This is a genomic window from Bacillus sp. V26, from assembly GCF_034296245.1.
In the GTDB taxonomy this organism is placed as follows: Bacteria; Bacillota; Bacilli; order Bacillales; family Bacillaceae; genus Bacillus; species Bacillus halotolerans.
Genome location: NZ_JAXKQF010000003.1, coordinates 169,805 through 186,617, shown reverse-complemented (window position 1 = coordinate 186,617; position 16,813 = coordinate 169,805). Strand labels below are relative to the sequence as shown.

At 38.1% G+C, this 16,813-nt stretch carries 11 protein-coding genes; 7 read left to right on the top strand and 4 right to left on the bottom strand.

Annotated elements, in window-relative coordinates:
* Positions 1–3: 3 nt before the first annotated feature.
* Positions 4–1,455, bottom strand: a complete 1,452-nt coding sequence (locus tag UJ203_RS11700) for a spore germination protein (RefSeq protein WP_322010954.1) — start codon at positions 1,453–1,455, stop codon at positions 4–6.
* 269 nt (positions 1,456–1,724) lie between these two features.
* On the opposite strand from UJ203_RS11700, the gene manA reads away from it, so the two are divergent.
* Together manA and UJ203_RS11690 are read left to right on the top strand one after the other, a co-directional pair.
* Positions 1,725–2,675 carry a mannose-6-phosphate isomerase, class I gene (gene manA / locus UJ203_RS11695; protein WP_322010952.1) on the top strand — a complete coding sequence of 317 codons (951 nt, stop codon included), beginning with the start codon at positions 1,725–1,727 and terminating at the stop codon, positions 2,673–2,675.
* Between the two features lie 130 nt (positions 2,676–2,805).
* Positions 2,806–5,448, top strand: a complete 2,643-nt coding sequence (locus UJ203_RS11690) for a glucosaminidase domain-containing protein (RefSeq protein WP_322010950.1) — start codon at positions 2,806–2,808, stop codon at positions 5,446–5,448.
* Between the two features lie 105 nt (positions 5,449–5,553).
* On the opposite strand, the gene UJ203_RS11685 is transcribed toward UJ203_RS11690, so the two are convergent.
* The 3 genes from UJ203_RS11685 to UJ203_RS11675 form a co-directional block, all read right to left on the bottom strand.
* Entirely contained in the window at positions 5,554–6,876 is a 1,323-nt protein-coding gene (locus UJ203_RS11685) for a teichoic acid biosynthesis protein (protein ID WP_322010948.1), read from the bottom strand.
* Between the two features lie 129 nt (positions 6,877–7,005).
* A complete protein-coding gene (locus UJ203_RS11680; protein ID WP_322010946.1) occupies positions 7,006–8,148 on the bottom strand; it encodes a CDP-glycerol glycerophosphotransferase family protein in 1,143 nt (380 codons plus the stop codon).
* Between the two features lie 32 nt (positions 8,149–8,180).
* A complete protein-coding gene (locus UJ203_RS11675) occupies positions 8,181–8,951 on the bottom strand; it encodes a WecB/TagA/CpsF family glycosyltransferase (RefSeq protein WP_024123055.1) in 771 nt (256 codons plus the stop codon).
* Positions 8,952–9,369: 418 nt separating this feature from the next.
* On the opposite strand from UJ203_RS11675, the gene tagD reads away from it, so the two are divergent.
* The 5 genes from tagD to tagH all read left to right on the top strand — a co-directional run bounded on the left by tagD (position 9,370) and on the right by tagH (position 16,794).
* Positions 9,370–9,759 (top strand): glycerol-3-phosphate cytidylyltransferase, encoded by a 390-nt coding sequence (gene tagD, locus UJ203_RS11670; RefSeq protein WP_010332101.1) that lies wholly within the window; start codon positions 9,370–9,372, stop codon positions 9,757–9,759.
* Positions 9,760–9,916: 157 nt separating this feature from the next.
* On the top strand, positions 9,917–11,938 hold the full coding sequence (locus UJ203_RS11665) for an alpha-glucosyltransferase N-terminal domain-containing protein (RefSeq protein ID WP_322010942.1): 2,022 nt from the start codon (positions 9,917–9,919) through the stop codon (positions 11,936–11,938).
* Between the two features lie 90 nt (positions 11,939–12,028).
* Entirely contained in the window at positions 12,029–14,197 is a 2,169-nt protein-coding gene (locus UJ203_RS11660) for a CDP-glycerol glycerophosphotransferase family protein (protein ID WP_305934359.1), read from the top strand.
* A 166-nt stretch (positions 14,198–14,363) separates the two neighbouring features.
* Positions 14,364–15,191 (top strand): teichoic acids export ABC transporter permease subunit TagG, encoded by an 828-nt coding sequence (tagG, locus tag UJ203_RS11655; protein ID WP_024123051.1) that lies wholly within the window; start codon positions 14,364–14,366, stop codon positions 15,189–15,191.
* Positions 15,192–15,210: 19 nt separating this feature from the next.
* The gene (tagH, locus tag UJ203_RS11650) at positions 15,211–16,794 is read left to right on the top strand and encodes a teichoic acids export ABC transporter ATP-binding subunit TagH (protein ID WP_322010938.1); all 1,584 of its coding nucleotides are present in this window, start codon (positions 15,211–15,213) and stop codon (positions 16,792–16,794) included.
* The last annotated feature ends 19 nt before the right edge of the window (positions 16,795–16,813 follow it).

The following is a 16,813-nucleotide window of genomic DNA, read 5'->3' as shown; positions in this document are numbered from 1 at the left end:
CCATCACCTTTGTCTGATTTTATCTTTTGTGTCTTTACGGGTAGGTCTCCTTTTTAAAAATAGAGTAGGCATGCGAATCACAGTGTCCTTTAAATCTTGTCCGGGCTGTGCCATTATGGGAATAATGTAATCTTGGCCAAAGCTTTTCAGTCGCATCAAGTGGCCGATCACAAACAGAAAGACCATGATGACGCCATACATGCCGAGCATCGCGGCACTTATCATGCCCGCAATGCGAATAATCCGAAGCGGAAAGTTATAGGCGTATGAAGGAACGGTAAAGGATGCCAATGCGGTAATTGATACAACTATGACCATCAGTGCGCTGACGATTTGCGCTTGTACGGCTGCCTGTCCAATGACAACGCCTCCAATAAGCCCAATCGTCTGCCCGATCGGTTTTGGCAGTCTTAAACCGGCTTCCCTGATCAGTTCTATCGTAAATATCATAATAAAAGCTTCGACAAAAGGCGGAAAGGGTACATTCAGCCTGCTGCCCGCAATCGAAATGGCCATTCTCGTCGGCAAAAGACCGGTGTGGAAGGAAACGAGAGAAATATATAAGCCGGGCAAATAAATGGTAATCAGGATGCTTGAATAACGAAGCAAACGAATAAGAGACATTGTAATCCAGCGCTGGCTGTAATCATCCGGTGAATGAATAAATTCATCCACCGTCGCCGGTACAATCAATGCAAATGGTGTACCATCTACTAATATGGAGACTCTTCCTTCTAACAATGAGCTTTCTACACGATCAGGACGTTCTGTGCTTAAAATCGTGGGAAAGATTGAAAAGGGTTCATCTTCAATGAGCTGTTCAAGTGTGCCTGATTCCGGCAAATCATCTGTCGTGATGGATTTCAGCCGTTTAAACACTTCTTTTATGACATAATCAGGTGCAATATCCTGAATATAAGCGACAGCTATCTTTTTTTTCGTCCTTTTGCCTATTGTCATTTCTTTTATGACGAGATTAGGGTCACTCGTCCGCTCTCGCAAAAGCGCCGTGTTTGTCCGCAGTTTTTCAATAAAGCCAATCTTCGGCCCGCGTTCCACGATTTCTGATGAAGGCTCTTCAAGGTTGCGCGTCATTAACGTTTTCGTATCAAATGCCAGCCCCGCGCTGTAACCATCGGCCAGCAAAATGGTATGTCCGGTAAAAATGAGCTGCTGTATTTCTTTTATTGTAGAAACAACGCTGTGATGATAGCCGAAAAAGAAAGCGGATAAATCTTCAATCAAGCCTTCTTTTTGAGCTAACGATTCTTTTTGTAAAGGAGAAATGACGTATTGTGCCAGAAGCTTATTTTCTGTCAAACCGTCAATATACAGCAGGCAAGCCTTCTGTCTGCTGTCTCCGAAAGAAAACGTATAAAATATGATATCGTCGTTTTGCCCCAATTTTTTTTTCAGTGTTTCTATATTGTGCTGGAGATCAGAGTCGATTTGCAAAGTTTCTCTCCCCTTTATAAAACAGATTGACGGTTCTTCTTAATTTGTATCAAAAAAGGAGAATTATTCTTCATAAGGAAAAGGCTGAAACAAACCTTCTTTTGAAAGTGATATAATAAAAAGGAAGCGTTTTCTCAAAAAGGGGTCATAGATACATAATGCTTTGTACATATGTTGTCAGTGAAAAGCAGACAGACATAGGGGCGTTTGTAAGGGGCACGCATCGGGAAAATAATGATCAGCCATTTAAAAGGGGAGGGGTACGGATCATGACGCAATCACCGATTTTTTTCAAGCCAGTGTTTAAAGAAAGAATCTGGGGCGGCACCGCTTTACGCGATGTCTTCGGGTATGACATTCCATCAGAAACAACAGGGGAGTGCTGGGCCATTTCCGCTCATCCAAAAGGACCGAGCACTGTTGCGAATGGCCCGTATAAAGGAAAGACATTGACCGAGCTTTGGGATGAGCACCGGGAATTGTTCGGAGGCGTGGAGGGAGACCGGTTCCCGTTACTGACGAAGCTGCTGGACGTAAAAGAAGATATGTCGATTAAAGTCCATCCAGATGATTATTACGCTGGAGAGAACGAACAGGGAGAACTCGGCAAGACGGAGTGCTGGTATATTATTGACTGCAAAGAAAATGCAGAAATCATTTACGGACATACGGCCCGCTCAAAAACTGAGCTTGTCACAATGATTAACAGCGGTGACTGGGAAGGCCTGCTGCGAAGAATCAAGATTAAGCCGGGTGATTTCTATTATGTGCCGAGCGGTACGATACATGCTTTATGTAAAGGGACGATTGTGTTAGAGACCCAGCAAAATTCAGATGCCACATATCGGGTCTACGACTATGACCGTCTCGAAACAAGTGGCAAGCCAAGGGAGCTTCATTTTGCAAAAGCCATTAACGCGGCGACCGTTCCCCATGTGGACGGATATATAGACGAATCAACCGAATCAAGAAAAGGAATAACAATTAAAACGTTTGTCCAAGGGGAATACTTTTCCGTCTATAAATGGGACATTAATGGAGAGGCTGAGCTTTCGCAGGATGAGAGCTTCTTGATATGCAGTGTAATAGAAGGAAGCGGTTCGCTTACGTATGGAAAAGAAACATGCCCGCTTAAAAAGGGCGATCACTTTATTTTGCCTTACAATATGTCCGACTTCACAATTAAAGGCACATGCACACTGATTGTGTCACACATGTAAACTTAATCTCACTTAGAGATTAAGTTTTTTATTTTTCAAAAATGGAATGGATTGACCTATAAATAGAGCATACGCGTGCCGATAAATAAACTAGTTTTATATACTCATTGAATAAGAAAGAGGAGAAGGAATGAAAAAGAGATTAATCGCACCGATGCTTCTGTCCGCTGCGTCCCTTGCCTTTTTTACCATAACCGGCTCTGCACAGGCTGCAGCGTATACGGATTACTCGATTTATAAGGTGGAGCCGGCAAAAACATTCAGTACAGAAAGCCAAGCCTCTCAGGCCGCCGCCAAATTGGAAAAAGACACAGGCTGGGATGCCTCCTATCAGGCTTCAGGCACAACAGCAACCTACCAAATTACCGCTACAGGCATACATAGCGAAGCACAAGCTAAAACCGTGCTGAGCGGACTGACAAAACAGACAGCCATTACAGGCACATCCAGTCCAGTCGGCAGCAAACAGCCGTATATGACCATCACATCCGGCGCAATATCAAGTGAAAAACAGGCCAACACCCTGCTGGCCAAACTTAAGCAGGAAACAGGGGTATCCGGCGCTGTGAAGATGTCCGGCACAGCCCAGTTTTACATGAACGTGGTTACCTCGGAAATAGCAGATGAGATGAAGGTAAAGGAGCTTATCCAAGGCCTGACAAAGAAAACGGGGATAAAAAGCACGTACCAGCCCGTTACTCATGAAGTGTCTGTAACAAGCATTCAATCCGGCGCTATTATCGGAGACAGCAAGGCTGCCCAAGTCAAAAACGCATTCCAAAAAGAATCGGGACTGAAGGCATCATTAAAAGAAACAGCGAAAGGACAAGCCTATTACACGTTTACAACAGCCTCTATATCAGGTGAAGCAAACGCTAAGACTTTGTTACAGCAGCTGAAACAAAGCACCGGAATTACGGGAAGCTACAAGTCAATCAATCAAAAAACAACAGCAGACGTATACAATGTCCAATCGGCTTATTTCAAAGGGCTGAATACAGTGAAGGATGCCATCAGTCAAATCAAGAAAAACACTGGGGTGTCCGGCTATTATCAAAAGGTCGGCAAAAGCACATCATATACGGTAAACATGAAGAATTTGACAAAACAGCAGCTTCAAAAGGTCGATGCATTCTTCAAAAAGAAAAAATGGCATTACACGTCATCTGCCGTGAAAAAAACGGCAACATCATCTGCCTATCAAATTACGACTGCACAGATTTTAGGTGAGCAGCAGGCCAACAAAGCTGCGGCCTTCTTCACACAGAAAAAAGTAAAGGCAACGAAAAAAGCGACTGGAAAAAAAGCCGAAAACCAATATCAGCTCATTTCTGAAGAAACAACAGACCAAGCAAAAGTTACAAAAGGTTTGAACGTTTTAAAGAAAAATAAGCTAAGTGCTGCAGCAAAAACAGTAAAAAAACAAACTGCCAAAACGTTTAAAATGACAACTGAATCTCTGCTGGATGCTGCAAAAGTCAATGAAGCCATAACGTTCTTTAAATCAAATCAGATTTCAGCCGCAAGCAAAAAAACGGGTCAGACAGCAGGAAGTAAATATCAAATCACCACTGAGGCGATCATCAGCCAAGAGGACATCGATCGTGTACTTGCTTTTTTCAAAAAAAATAACGCCTCTGGCACAGCCGCGAAAACAGGCGCGACAGCATATACACAATACAAAATCCTGACATCTCAGCTCAGCAGCAAAACAGCATTGAACAATGGACTGAACTATTTTAAAGCTCAGCAGTTAAGCGCGAACTACACGACCAAAAGCAACACGCTTTATAAAATTAGCCTTAACGAGCAATTCACAGGCAATAGCGCAGCTTCAGCGGCATCGGCGAAGCTGAAACAATTATATGGATGGACATCATCCACTGTAAAAATAAAAAACGGTCCGCAAATTATGAAAACAAATTATAATCTCTCGCTTCGTGAAATGGTTCAAAAACAAATGAAAGTCAGCCCGCAAACCGATGGTGCAGCTTACGTATCACTCGCGTATATCAATACAGCAATCTCAACGGTTACAGCTGATGTACTCAACATCCGGTCAACGCCGGCAGTCAGTCCGACGAACGTCATCGGCCAATTAAAAAAAGGTGATAAAGTGAAAATCATCGGCCAGACAAACGGCTGGGCTAAAATCAATATGGGGTGGAGAAACGCTAGCAGCGATGAAGTAGGGCAATACGTTGACCCGAACAACTTTTCCAAGGGCAGCAAATACTACTTCCAATTTCTTAAGCTGTCACAGACAGCCGGCCTCAGCGTTGCCGAGGTCAATCAGAAAGTGCTTGCGGGCAAAGGCATCCTGACAGGGAAAGCTAAGGCATTTATCGATGCCGCAACTAAGTACAGCATCAACGAGCTATATTTAATCTCACACGCTCTCCTTGAAACAGGAAACGGAACATCCGATTTGGCCAATGGTTTAACCTATAACGGAAGAACCGTTTATAACATGTACGGAATCGGCGCATACGATAGCAACCCGAACTACTACGGCGCCAAATACGCATACGAGCAAGGCTGGTTCACACCAGAAGCCGCCATTATCGGGGGCGCCAAGTTCATAGGATCATCTTACATTCATAACACAGCCTACAATCAAGACACGTTATACAAGATGAGATGGTCAGCCACAGCTGCACACCAATACGCAACAGACATCGGCTGGGCGTACAAACAAGTAAACCGGATGTACAGCCTGTATTCATTACTGGATGGATACACACTGTATTATGATGTTCCGGAGTATCAATAAATAACAACTGAAAAACTTATGAACCGGTATGTAATCTCTATTTGTTATCTTTTTACTTTTTCTAACATAGGCTGAAGCTCTGGATGCTTCAGCCTATTTTTAATTTCATACTTCAATCTTGTCAGCAACAATCATAAATACGCTCATTCTTGAACCATTTGGAATGGCAGCATCATCAGGTCTGATTTTTGTGTTTCCTTTGATAAAACCTATCTCAAGAACATTTGATTTTTCACCGCCGGCAAAATACCAAGACCCCATGCGGATATCCTTCTGTTTTAAACGAAAATCTCCCTCTATTGCTTGATGAAGTAAACTGATATAGCGCTCATTTAAATTAACTTGGAGGTTTCCCCCAGTATTGATAGTAATATTTTGGACTAAATTTGATGTGTATGATGGTAAATAACCTGAAGCTGGAACCACCCATTTTTTATTTTGGGCATTATATTCTAATATGAATGTTTGAATAAAAGGTTGGAATCTCTCTGGTGATTTCTCTTGATGACCGACCGTTTTTAATAAAGGAGTCCGAATGATAGGTACGTGATTCATAAAATTTTCATAAGAGTGGTAGGCATAAATTCTGCTTATTCTACCGCCTTCTTTACCGCTGGTGATTCCTACCATCAGAGATTTTGCTCCAGTTTCGGGATTAGTGTACATGCAAATCCCTTCAGGTTCACGGAAATTATTTTCATATCGATAAGAAAGGTCACTGCCAACAGTAATTTCTTTCTGTAACAAAATCTTACCGGAAGTATCGAACACAGTAATGAGGTTAGGATACGTTTTGCTGTTAGTATCTCCTGTATACCAATATAAATAGCCGTCATCTAAAAAGAACCCTTGTAAGTAATGAAGTTCTTCAGGAATGTTTATCGTATATAGAGGGTTATTTTTATTTGCTATTGCATCGTCCAGGTTAAAGACTGTAACCCATTGTTTATTATTGACTGTATCATATTGTCTGAGTGCCAGCTGTCTATTTTTCATATCAAGTGCAGGTGTAACCCTATGATTTAAAGGGAGATTAGAGAAGCGCTGAAGTTCCTTGGAATTTTCGTCTAAAGTAGCACCAGCTTTATATGGAAAACAAACTAAATCACTTTTATCTGTTTCATTCGGTCTATCGTATAGTGACCAGATATAAATGGTGCCGTTTCGGTTTTCAATCCCGATATTTGTACCGTGTCCTCCATGTTTCAATAGCATGCTGTCTAATTGCAATCCCTCAAAAGAAAGACGGGTTATCCGAAAGCTTTGAGGGCTACCGCCTCCCATCCCGGTTGCCACTTGTGTCGTATAAATTTGATGATTTTTTTCGTCGAAATTAAATGATTGAAGGACCGTTTTGTCAGCAACACGAAGTTCAGTAAATAATTTTGGAGTTATTTTTGTGAAATTAAACAGTTCTTTTTGGGCCATATGTTCATCACCTCTATCAATTTTTGTTGCCGCCAGAAGCAACTATTTATATTAAAACAAACATATGTTCGGTAGTCAAGAGAAAAAAGAACACTTGTTCTGTTTTTGAACAAGTGTTAAACAAATGTATTATATTTGATCTTTTATAAATTGTAATAGGTTCTTACTGGAATTTCCTCTAGAATACATATTCCACTTTGCTGAAAAATCTTTAATTGCGGGAATATTAAAGGAAGCTCTGAGGATTTCATTCAGCAATGATTCACTCTCATAACAGGCTCTTCCCGGTATGACTGAAAGATAATTATCAATCAACCCACGTTCTTCATTATATTTCTTAAAATCATATGTGTAGAAAAGAATCGGTTTATTTAAAATAGAATATTCAAATGGAACGGAGGAATAGTCAGTGATTAATATGTCTGCCGTTAAAAGCAAATCATACAAAGAGTAATCTGAAACATTTTTAATATAATGACTAGAAGAGGTAAAGGCTATATTGTTTTGAACTGCGGGATGCAGTTTTACGTATAAAACATATTCTCCGTTTAACTGATGAATGAGTTGCTCTTCGGTTAAAGGCAATTGTATTGTGTTCATATCATAATCTCTAAAAGTCGGTGCGTAGAGAATGATTTTCTTTTTGTTTTTTTGAAAATCAGCATTCTTCTTTTTGCTATCAGTGTAATATGGATCAGTTAAAGGCACACCTGTTCTTAATAATTGATGATCCTTTACTCCAAAAGATTTCTTAAAGATATCTGCCATTTCTTCAGAGCCAACGGTTATATAATCAAAAGACCTGTATACCTTTTTGAACCTTTTCAAATCAGTTGGTGTTCGTTGCAGGTTTGTTATATCCTCTAAACCAAATTTTTTTAAAGAGCCGTTTGCGTGCCAGACTTGGATACACTTGGTTTGAGGCCGTTTATTTAACACGCTTGTTAACAAGAAGTAATTATCTGTAAGAACGATTTTACTGCTAAACATGAGATATACGGCTCTAAAAAGATGAATAGGACTTTTTTCTATTAAAGAATATGTTTGGATATGAGAAAATCTCTCAGCTATAGAGGATGCCTGCTGTGTATACAAAATGTTTAAAGTAAATGGGTACTGTTTTCGTTCATATTCCTCCAAGATCGCTTTTGCGTTTGCTTCAAACGAGATAAGAAGTGTTACATTATTCCTAGGTTTAACCCATTGCAGAAAAAAGGCGATTGCTGATAACAAATACAGATAGCAATTCGCCAATAATGATCTTATTTTCATTTTTATCAATCCACTTGTTTATATATTTTCGTTTATAACTGTTTTGTATGATCTTTTTCAGGTTTTGGATAAAAAGTCTTTCCGGTTTTTTCTTCCTTTAAAACAGCTAAAGCGTATTTTGGAATGCTGAGCATTCTTTTCCAGCGCCACGGATTTGTCACTAAACGATAAAGCCATTCCAAATTCAAACGAATCATCCAGGAAGGAGCCCGTTTGACATTGCCGCTAAACACATCAAAGCTTCCGCCGAGTCCTATTGAAACAGCCTGAGGGAATAAATGTCTATAGTTATGAATGAACTTTTCCTGATGAGGGTATCCTAATGCTACGAATACCATATCTGGCTTTGCATTTGCAATGTGTTTTGCTACTTTGGCTCTGTCTTGGACATATCCATCTGAATAGCCCGTGATTTGTATATTTGGATATTCAGAAGAAATTTTGGATACGACATTCTCTATAACATTTTTCTTCGCACCGTATAGAAATATACGTTTTTTCTTTTTGTTAGCAATGCCGAGCAACTCTTTAAACACGTCGAATCCTGCGATTCGGGATTGAAGTCTGCTGTTAGTCAATCGGGACATCATGACTACTCCAATGCCATCAGGCAAAATAAAGTTTGAAGAGGACAATACATTAAAGTAATCTCTATCTTTAATAGCCGCATATCCTATTTCGGGATTTACCGTAGAAATAAATGCCCCGATTTCCTGATCAATATAATGTTGTTCAAGGTGATTCATGAAGGATGTGAGGTCGCTGTTTACATAAGAAATATGATGAATAGTTTCAGTTTGCATGTCCGGATCCTCCTTCCCTTAATAAAATCTACTTATATAGTTAAAATCCCAAGAGATAAAAAAACAAAATAACCTACCGTATATTTTAACATAAAACCCGAACAATGGCTTAACATTATCTTTACATTAAATTTAAATATGTTTCCATTTTTACAATTGGATGAACGAATGAACGATAATCCTTGCTACCAAAGGAGTTTTAGTTTGTTTACATATTTTGGATTGTTTTTCTCTGCATGAGCACTTAACCTTTTGTGGGCTGTATGCTATAATTAGTGATCAGTGAAGACATACGAGAAATATGTCGATATAAGGAATGTAAACAAAATAGTTGCCCAGGGTATTTAGAATTCAATCGCTAACGACGGTAGTGTTTTTAATATTGTTTTTTTAACATTAGGAAGGAGAGTTTCTCTAAATGAAGAAAGTCATCACTTACGGAACTTTTGATTTATTGCATTGGGGTCATATTAAATTGCTTGAACGTGCAAAGCAACTTGGTGATTATTTAGTTGTTGCTATTTCAACGGATGAATTTAATTTACAAAAGCAAAAAAAGGCTTATCATAGCTACGAGCACCGTAAATTAATTTTAGAAACTATTCGGTATGTTGATGAAGTGATTCCTGAAAAAAGCTGGGAACAAAAAAAGCAGGACATTATTGATCATAATATAGATGTTTTTGTTATGGGGGATGACTGGGAAGGTAAATTCGACTTCCTTAAAGATCAGTGTGAGGTTATCTACCTTCCTCGAACTGAAGGCATCTCTACAACAAAGATTAAAGAGGAAATTGCTGGTATATAATTTGGGGTCCTGATATCATTGGCTTAATATCTAAAAAAGTACTTCTTATTGAAATAAGAAGTACTTTTTGATGCTTACATTGATTTTTATACAAATGTATCCGGGAAAGATATCAATTTCAATGAGCATACATTCTAGGAGCCGAAGGGAGTAAGAAATGTCTTTACATGCGGTGAGTGAATTTAATATAAAACAAAAAATACCTGACATGAATTATTATTTTATTTCTGGTGGCCTGCCGAGTAATTATGGAGGTCTGACAAAGTCACTGTTATTGCGCTCAAAATTATTTGGAGAAGAATGTAACAGAAAAACATTTTTTTTAACGTTTCGCTTTGATCTTGAATGGGCTTCTAAAAAGCAGGATTTGTATAAAAACGGTAAGATCGATGAAAAATATACAAGCGTTATAAATCTATATGATGATTTTTTAAGTGTGAAAACAAATGGGAAAAGATCATATGAGGAAAAATTAGGGCTTGAACAGATAAAAAAGCAAGCTGGTATGGGGAAATTCGCCAAAACTGTATCGAGGCTATTTGGCAAAAGAAACAGTGAACTTTCCGTAACTTATTATGCTGACGGAAAGACAATCCGTTATGTTGATTATTGGAATGACAAAAGTCAGCTTATAAAGCGAGAAGAATATACAAAAAACGGCGGTCTAGCACTTGTTACTCATTATGATGAGCAATTAAATAAGATGTTTTTGCAGGAATATGTCAATAATAAAAATCAAGTTTATTTAGACAAGCACTATGTATGGAACAGTGAAGAGAAGGATGTTCAATTCTCACATTTCACTTGGTATTCTTTAGAGGGCGAGAAAAAAGTTAAAGACGAATCGGAATTGCGTCAATTTTGGATAGATTATTTACAAAATGAAAACGAAGTACCGAAACTGTTCCTAGTTGATAGCCGGCCTCAGGATAAGCATGTTTTCAAAGTGAAGAAATCACCTTCTGCTTATTATGGAGCTATCATTCATAATAAACATTACGGCAATAATAAATACCAAATCAAAGGCCGTTACAAAGAAGTATTCAGTCAAATGTATAATCTGGATGCCATCTTTTTTATAACGGAAGAACAAATAGACGATTTCAGATTAATCTCAGGAGATCAAGAGACGTTTTTCTTTACTCCGCATACAATCGATAAGCCGCTTAATCCTAATGTATTGAATGTGCCGAGTGAAAAATACAAAGCTGTCATTATTTCAAGACTTGCATCAATGAAGAATCTAACACATGCAGTAAAAGCTTTTAGCTTAGTAGTGAAAGAAATTCCCGAAGCTAAACTAGATATATTCGGATCTGGTGAAGATTTTGAAAAAATAAAAAAAGAGATTGAAGAGCATAAACTTCAGAATAACGTCTTTTTGAAAGGTTATACAAATAATCCGGATTTGGAGTTTCAGAAAGCGTGGCTTACGATATCAACCTCCCACTTTGAAGGATTCGGCCTCTCAAATATGGAGGCACTAAGCAATGGGTGTCCTGTTGTAACGTATGATTATGATTATGGAGCAAGAAGTCTTGTAAGTGACGGGGTTAATGGATATGTCATTGAGCAGTATAATATAGAAAAACTGGCTGAGGGCATCATCACTTTAATGAGAGATGAAAAAACTCATCAGGAATTCTCAGAACAAGCTTTTAAAATGGCTGAGAAATATTCAAGATCCAACTATATTGGAAATTGGGGTTATGCATTGAACCGAATGATTGAGGTTCGTGAAGAAAAAGCAATGCTCTCTAAAAAGATAGGGAAAAAAGAGCTGCCAATCAGTTCATATACTAAGGATCAGGATGAGGTTGAACTTGAACTTGACCCTCACGCTCAGGAAGACTTAGTTAAACAAATAAGCTTAGTGGGCTTGGACAGAAAGAATAAGGCTGAGATTATTAATATTCCCTTACTAAATGACAGTCATTTTAGAATTGACCTGAAAAAAGATATTAATATTGAAAAAATAGCAGCTAACAAAACTCAGGTCATTGATTTTTATATTCGTTTTATTGGAACTAATCATATAAAAATCATGCGCAGGGTTTCGAGTGAGGAAATAAAGATTGACAGGAATCATGTGATGACGGATCTTGGTTATTGCATAGAACCCTATACAACTGTAAAAGGTAATTTCTCTTGGAAATTAACGGAGCTGAAAGAAGGTTAATACCCTTAAAGGATGCAGTGCTGTTATTGTGAACCTTATATAAGGAAGCAGTAAGGTAAGAGCTTTTATACAGAGGAGCAGACAATAGTAATGAGTGAAAATACTGTGATTAAATGTATTTTGAAAAGCTTGAAAAACAGATTAGGTAAACTGGAATTGTCGATTGTTATTGATACTGAACAACAACTTTTAGAGAATCAAGAGTTATTTTTAAAGTTAAAAGAGAGACGTTCAGGTACAGAAGCTGAATTTATGCTTCAAAATACTGATTTATTGGAGTACAAAGCAGATATTGATGTTCATCTTTTGCCTATGCCGCTTGAAATGGGCCAAACGTATGACTTTTATGTAGTATTTGGCGAAAAAAACGAAGATACAGAACCGCAACAGCCGCAAGAAAAGCGTCTTTCTGCTGTAGTAGATACGGTTGAGCTTGCATTTCATATTGATCAAACAACCGGACTTTTGGTTTTACCATATAAAACTGATAAAGGCAATTTTTCAGTAAAGGTAAAAAGGGAAGCCAAAATTGTAAGGTTTGACGACATAGGGATTAATTCTGAAGAAATTACCCTAAAGGGTTATGCGGGTTATCTGAGTTCTGAAAATCAATATCAAATAAAAGACATGAATCTTATCATGAAAAAGGGCGGAGAAAGGCCGGTTGAGGAAAAGTTTCCATTGCAGCTTGAAAGAAAAAAGCAAGGGATTGACCAAATCAGAGAAGACGGTTTTATGCCGCAATTATATCATTTTGAAGTGAAAATTCCTTTAAAAGAAATTCCTTTCTCCATCGAAAAACGTTTTGTTTACCGTTTATTTATGGAGTATGTATGTACTGATGAAGAAAAAACGGAAATTGTGTTTAACAGTACTGCTTTGGTTTTAGGGGACCGAAAAAATAAACTAAAAGGTTTAGTGAGCGTTGTGAAATCGGAAAACGGACCGATTCGTTATGAGATTTTCAAGAAGAAAAAGAAACAAACTGTATGTATCAGAGTAAACGACTATAGCATGAACACAAGGATTAAGTACTTTGTTAAAGGCAAAAAGAAACGGTTTGTATCAAAAATCAAAAAACTAACAAAGTTGAGAAACAGGTTCATCACTAAAACTTACAAATCACTATTTATGATGGCCAGCAAGATGCCCGTTAAACGAAAAACAATTATTTTTGAAAGTTTTAACGGAAAACAATACAGTTGTAATCCGAGAGCAATTTATGAGTATATGCGGGAAAACCACCCGGAGTACAAAATGTACTGGAGTGTAAACAAACAATATTCAGCTCCATTTGATGAAAAGAAAATTCCTTATATCAACCGACTTTCGATAAAATGGCTTTTTGCTATGGCGAGGGCGGAGTACTGGATTGTTAACAGCAGGCTTCCATTATGGATTCCAAAACCTGAACACACAACATATGTACAAACATGGCATGGAACGCCGTTGAAAAGACTGGCAATGGATATGGAAGAAGTGCATATGCCTGGAACAAATACAAAGAAATATAAGAGGAATTTTATAAGGGAAGCTTCTAATTGGGACTATTTAGTTTCCCCTAATGCATATTCATCTGAAATTTTTGCCCGGGCGTTTCAGTTTAACAAAACGATGATTGAGTCTGGTTATCCAAGAAATGATTTTCTTCATAATGATAATAATGAAGAAACAATATCAGCGATTAAAAGCAGATTGGACATTCCAAGTGATAAAAAAGTAATTTTATATGCCCCTACATGGAGAGATGATCAATTCTATGCAAAAGGACGCTATAAATTTGACCTTGATTTAGATTTGCATCAGCTTAGACAAGAACTTGGAGATGAATATATCGTTATTTTAAGAATGCATTATCTTGTAGCTGAGAATTTTGATTTGGGGCCTTATGAAGGTTTTGCGTTTGATTTTTCTGCTTATGAGGATATTCGTGAATTGTATATGATTTCTGATTTGCTGATTACTGATTATTCTTCTGTATTCTTTGATTATGCAAATTTAAAACGGCCAATGCTTTTCTTTGTACCTGATATTGAAACTTATCGTGATAAGCTGAGAGGTTTCTACTTTGATTTTGAAAAGGATGCACCGGGTCCATTAGTGAAAACAACTGAAGAAACCATTGAGGCTATTAAGGAAATTGCATCACCTAATTACAAATTACCAATTTCATTCGGACCTTTCTATGATAAGTTCTGTTACTTAGAATCAGGACGTTCATCTGAAAAAGTAGTAAATACTGTATTTAGAGAAGAATAAATTCTGGCATTTTTTAAGATCTGAAAGCTGTCGAAGTCTCGGCAGCTTTTTGACACTTATTGAGAAGTGAAAAAAAATGCAGGATCTGTTACAATTATCAGCGGTGCTTTCAATTTCTTAAACAGAAAGATTTCCAAAAATCAACTAAGTCTAAGGAAGATAAAAAATGAATGATTTATTGCGAATACTGAGAGAGCAAATAACGTCATTTCCTTTAATTTTAAGATTGGCGGCTTATGAAACGAAATCTAAATATCAAATGAATTACTTGGGTGTTCTTTGGCAGTTTTTAAACCCGCTTATCCAAATGCTTGCCTACTGGTTTGTATTTGGCATGGGAATTAGAAAAGGTGGGCCTGTCGCGACCGGAGCCGGTGAAGTGCCTTTTATTGTTTGGATGCTGGCAGGGTTAATTCCCTGGTTTTTTATCAGTCCAACTATACTTGATGGTTCAAACAGTGTATTTAAGCGGATTAAGATGGTAGCTAAAATGAATTTTCCGATTAGTTCTCTGCCTTCAGTGGCCATTGCTTCTAACTTATTTAGCTATTTTATTATGATGGTGATTTATATCATTGTACTGTTAGTTAACGGAATATATCCAAGTTTGCATTGGTTACAATATATTTACTACTTTATTTGCTTGATTGCCTTTATGTTTTCTTTTAGTTTGTTTAATTCAACAATCAGCGTGCTGGTAAGGGATTATCAGTTTTTACTTCAAGCTGTAACAAGGCTTTTGTTTTTCTTGTTACCAATTTTTTGGGATATCAATTCAAAACTCGGTCAGAATCATCCAGAATTATTACCTGTTTTGAAGCTGAATCCACTATTCTACATTATTGATGGGTTCCGCAACAGCTTCTTAGACGGCCAATGGTTTTTCCAAGATATGAAGTACACGCTGTATTTCTGGCTGATGACGTTCCTTTTATTGTTAGTAGGTTCTATCCTGCACATGAAATTCAGAGACAAGTTTGTTGACTTTCTTTAATACGTAAGGAGATTGTACGATGAAACTAAAAGTTTCGTTTCGAAATGTTTCAAAGCAGTATCATTTGTATAAAAAACAATCGGACAAGATTAAAGGATTGTTTTTTCCGGCTAAGGATAATGGTTTTTTTGCTGTGCGGAATGTCTCCTTTGACGTGTATGAGGGAGAAACAATCGGCTTTGTAGGGATAAACGGGTCGGGGAAATCGACCATGTCTAACCTGCTGGCTAAAATTATTCCGCCGACCAGCGGTGAAATTGAAATGAACGGCCAGCCGTCGCTGATTGCGATTGCGGCCGGTTTAAATAATCAATTAACGGGCCGGGACAATGTCCGGCTCAAGTGTTTGATGATGGGATTAACCAATAAAGAAATTGATGACATGTATGACAGTATCGTTGAATTTGCAGAGATTGGCGATTTTATTAATCAGCCGGTTAAAAACTATTCCAGCGGGATGAAATCGCGACTCGGTTTCGCGATTTCCGTTCATATTGATCCGGATATTTTAATTATTGATGAAGCGCTCTCCGTAGGAGACCAAACGTTTTATCAGAAATGTGTAGACAGAATTAATGAGTTTAAAAAACAAGGAAAAACCATTTTCTTTGTCAGCCATTCCATCGGCCAGATTGAGAAAATGTGTGACCGCGTTGCTTGGATGCATTACGGCGAACTTCGGATGTTTGATGATACAAAAACCGTTGTGAAAGAGTACAAAGCATTTATTGACTGGTTTAATAAGCTCTCGAAAAAAGAAAAAGAAACATATAAAAAAGAGCAGACGGAAGAGCGCAAGAAAGAAGATCCTGAAGCTTTTGCCCGTTTCCGCAAAAAGAAGAAAAAGCCAAAATCACTGGCTAATGCTATTCAAATCGTTATTTTGTCTATTCTGACAGTCTTCATGGCGGGAACGATGTTCTTTGATGCTCCGCTTCGAACGATTGCTTCGTTTGGCGCTATTCCGCAGAATAAAGTCAAGAATCACCATAGCGATGCAAAGGGCAAGATGGAGGAAAGCCTAACTGCAATGAATAAAAAAGGCTTTATAGCTGATGAAGAAGTGACAGTCTATAAAGACCAAGATCTGAAAAAGAAGGCCGGTGTTACACTGCCTTTCGGTACTGCAGTGACGGTAAGCGCAAAAGGCAAACAAGCAGCAAAAGTTAAGTTTGACGGACATTCTTATTTTGTGAAGCAGAATGCTGTTGCGACTGATGTGAAGAAGGCGGAATTGCCGGCTTCTGCTTTTACACCTCATGTCCAGCAAAACGCAGCAGCTTCCTATGAATACTTCCTGAAGTTCCTCGGAGACAGCAGTGACAGTATTCAATCGAAACTGAACGGCTTTACAGAAGGAGAAACAGCTGACGGCAGAAAGACTTTGGATTTTGATTATGAAAAGATCAGCTATGTATTGGAAGATAATAAAGCTTCACAGCTTATCTTTCACAACATTTCTCCCGTTACTCCAGCGTCATTATCATTAAGTGATGGAGATGTATTGTATGACAGCAGCAAGAATCGTTTTCTTGTGAATACAGCAAATCAGATCTTTGCAGTTGATAATGAAGAGCATACGTTGACCTTGATGTCGAAATAATAAAAGGCTATTGGATGAA

Bases quoted from the DNA above. Each gene is read 5' to 3' on its own strand.
- tagG (WP_024123051.1), top strand. From the start codon at position 14,364: ATGAATGATTTATTGCGAATACTGAGAGAGCAAATAACGTCATTTCCT.
- tagH (WP_322010938.1), top strand. From the start codon at position 15,211: ATGAAACTAAAAGTTTCGTTTCGAAATGTTTCAAAGCAGTATCATTTG.
- tagD (WP_010332101.1), top strand. From the start codon at position 9,370: ATGAAGAAAGTCATCACTTACGGAACTTTTGATTTATTGCATTGGGGT.
- UJ203_RS11665 (WP_322010942.1), top strand. From the start codon at position 9,917: ATGTCTTTACATGCGGTGAGTGAATTTAATATAAAACAAAAAATACCT.
- manA (WP_322010952.1), top strand. From the start codon at position 1,725: ATGACGCAATCACCGATTTTTTTCAAGCCAGTGTTTAAAGAAAGAATC.
- UJ203_RS11680 (WP_322010946.1), bottom strand. From the start codon at position 8,148: ATGAAAATAAGATCATTATTGGCGAATTGCTATCTGTATTTGTTATCA.
- UJ203_RS11675 (WP_024123055.1), bottom strand. From the start codon at position 8,951: ATGCAAACTGAAACTATTCATCATATTTCTTATGTAAACAGCGACCTC.
- UJ203_RS11690 (WP_322010950.1), top strand. From the start codon at position 2,806: ATGAAAAAGAGATTAATCGCACCGATGCTTCTGTCCGCTGCGTCCCTT.
- UJ203_RS11660 (WP_305934359.1), top strand. From the start codon at position 12,029: ATGAGTGAAAATACTGTGATTAAATGTATTTTGAAAAGCTTGAAAAAC.
- UJ203_RS11685 (WP_322010948.1), bottom strand. From the start codon at position 6,876: ATGGCCCAAAAAGAACTGTTTAATTTCACAAAAATAACTCCAAAATTA.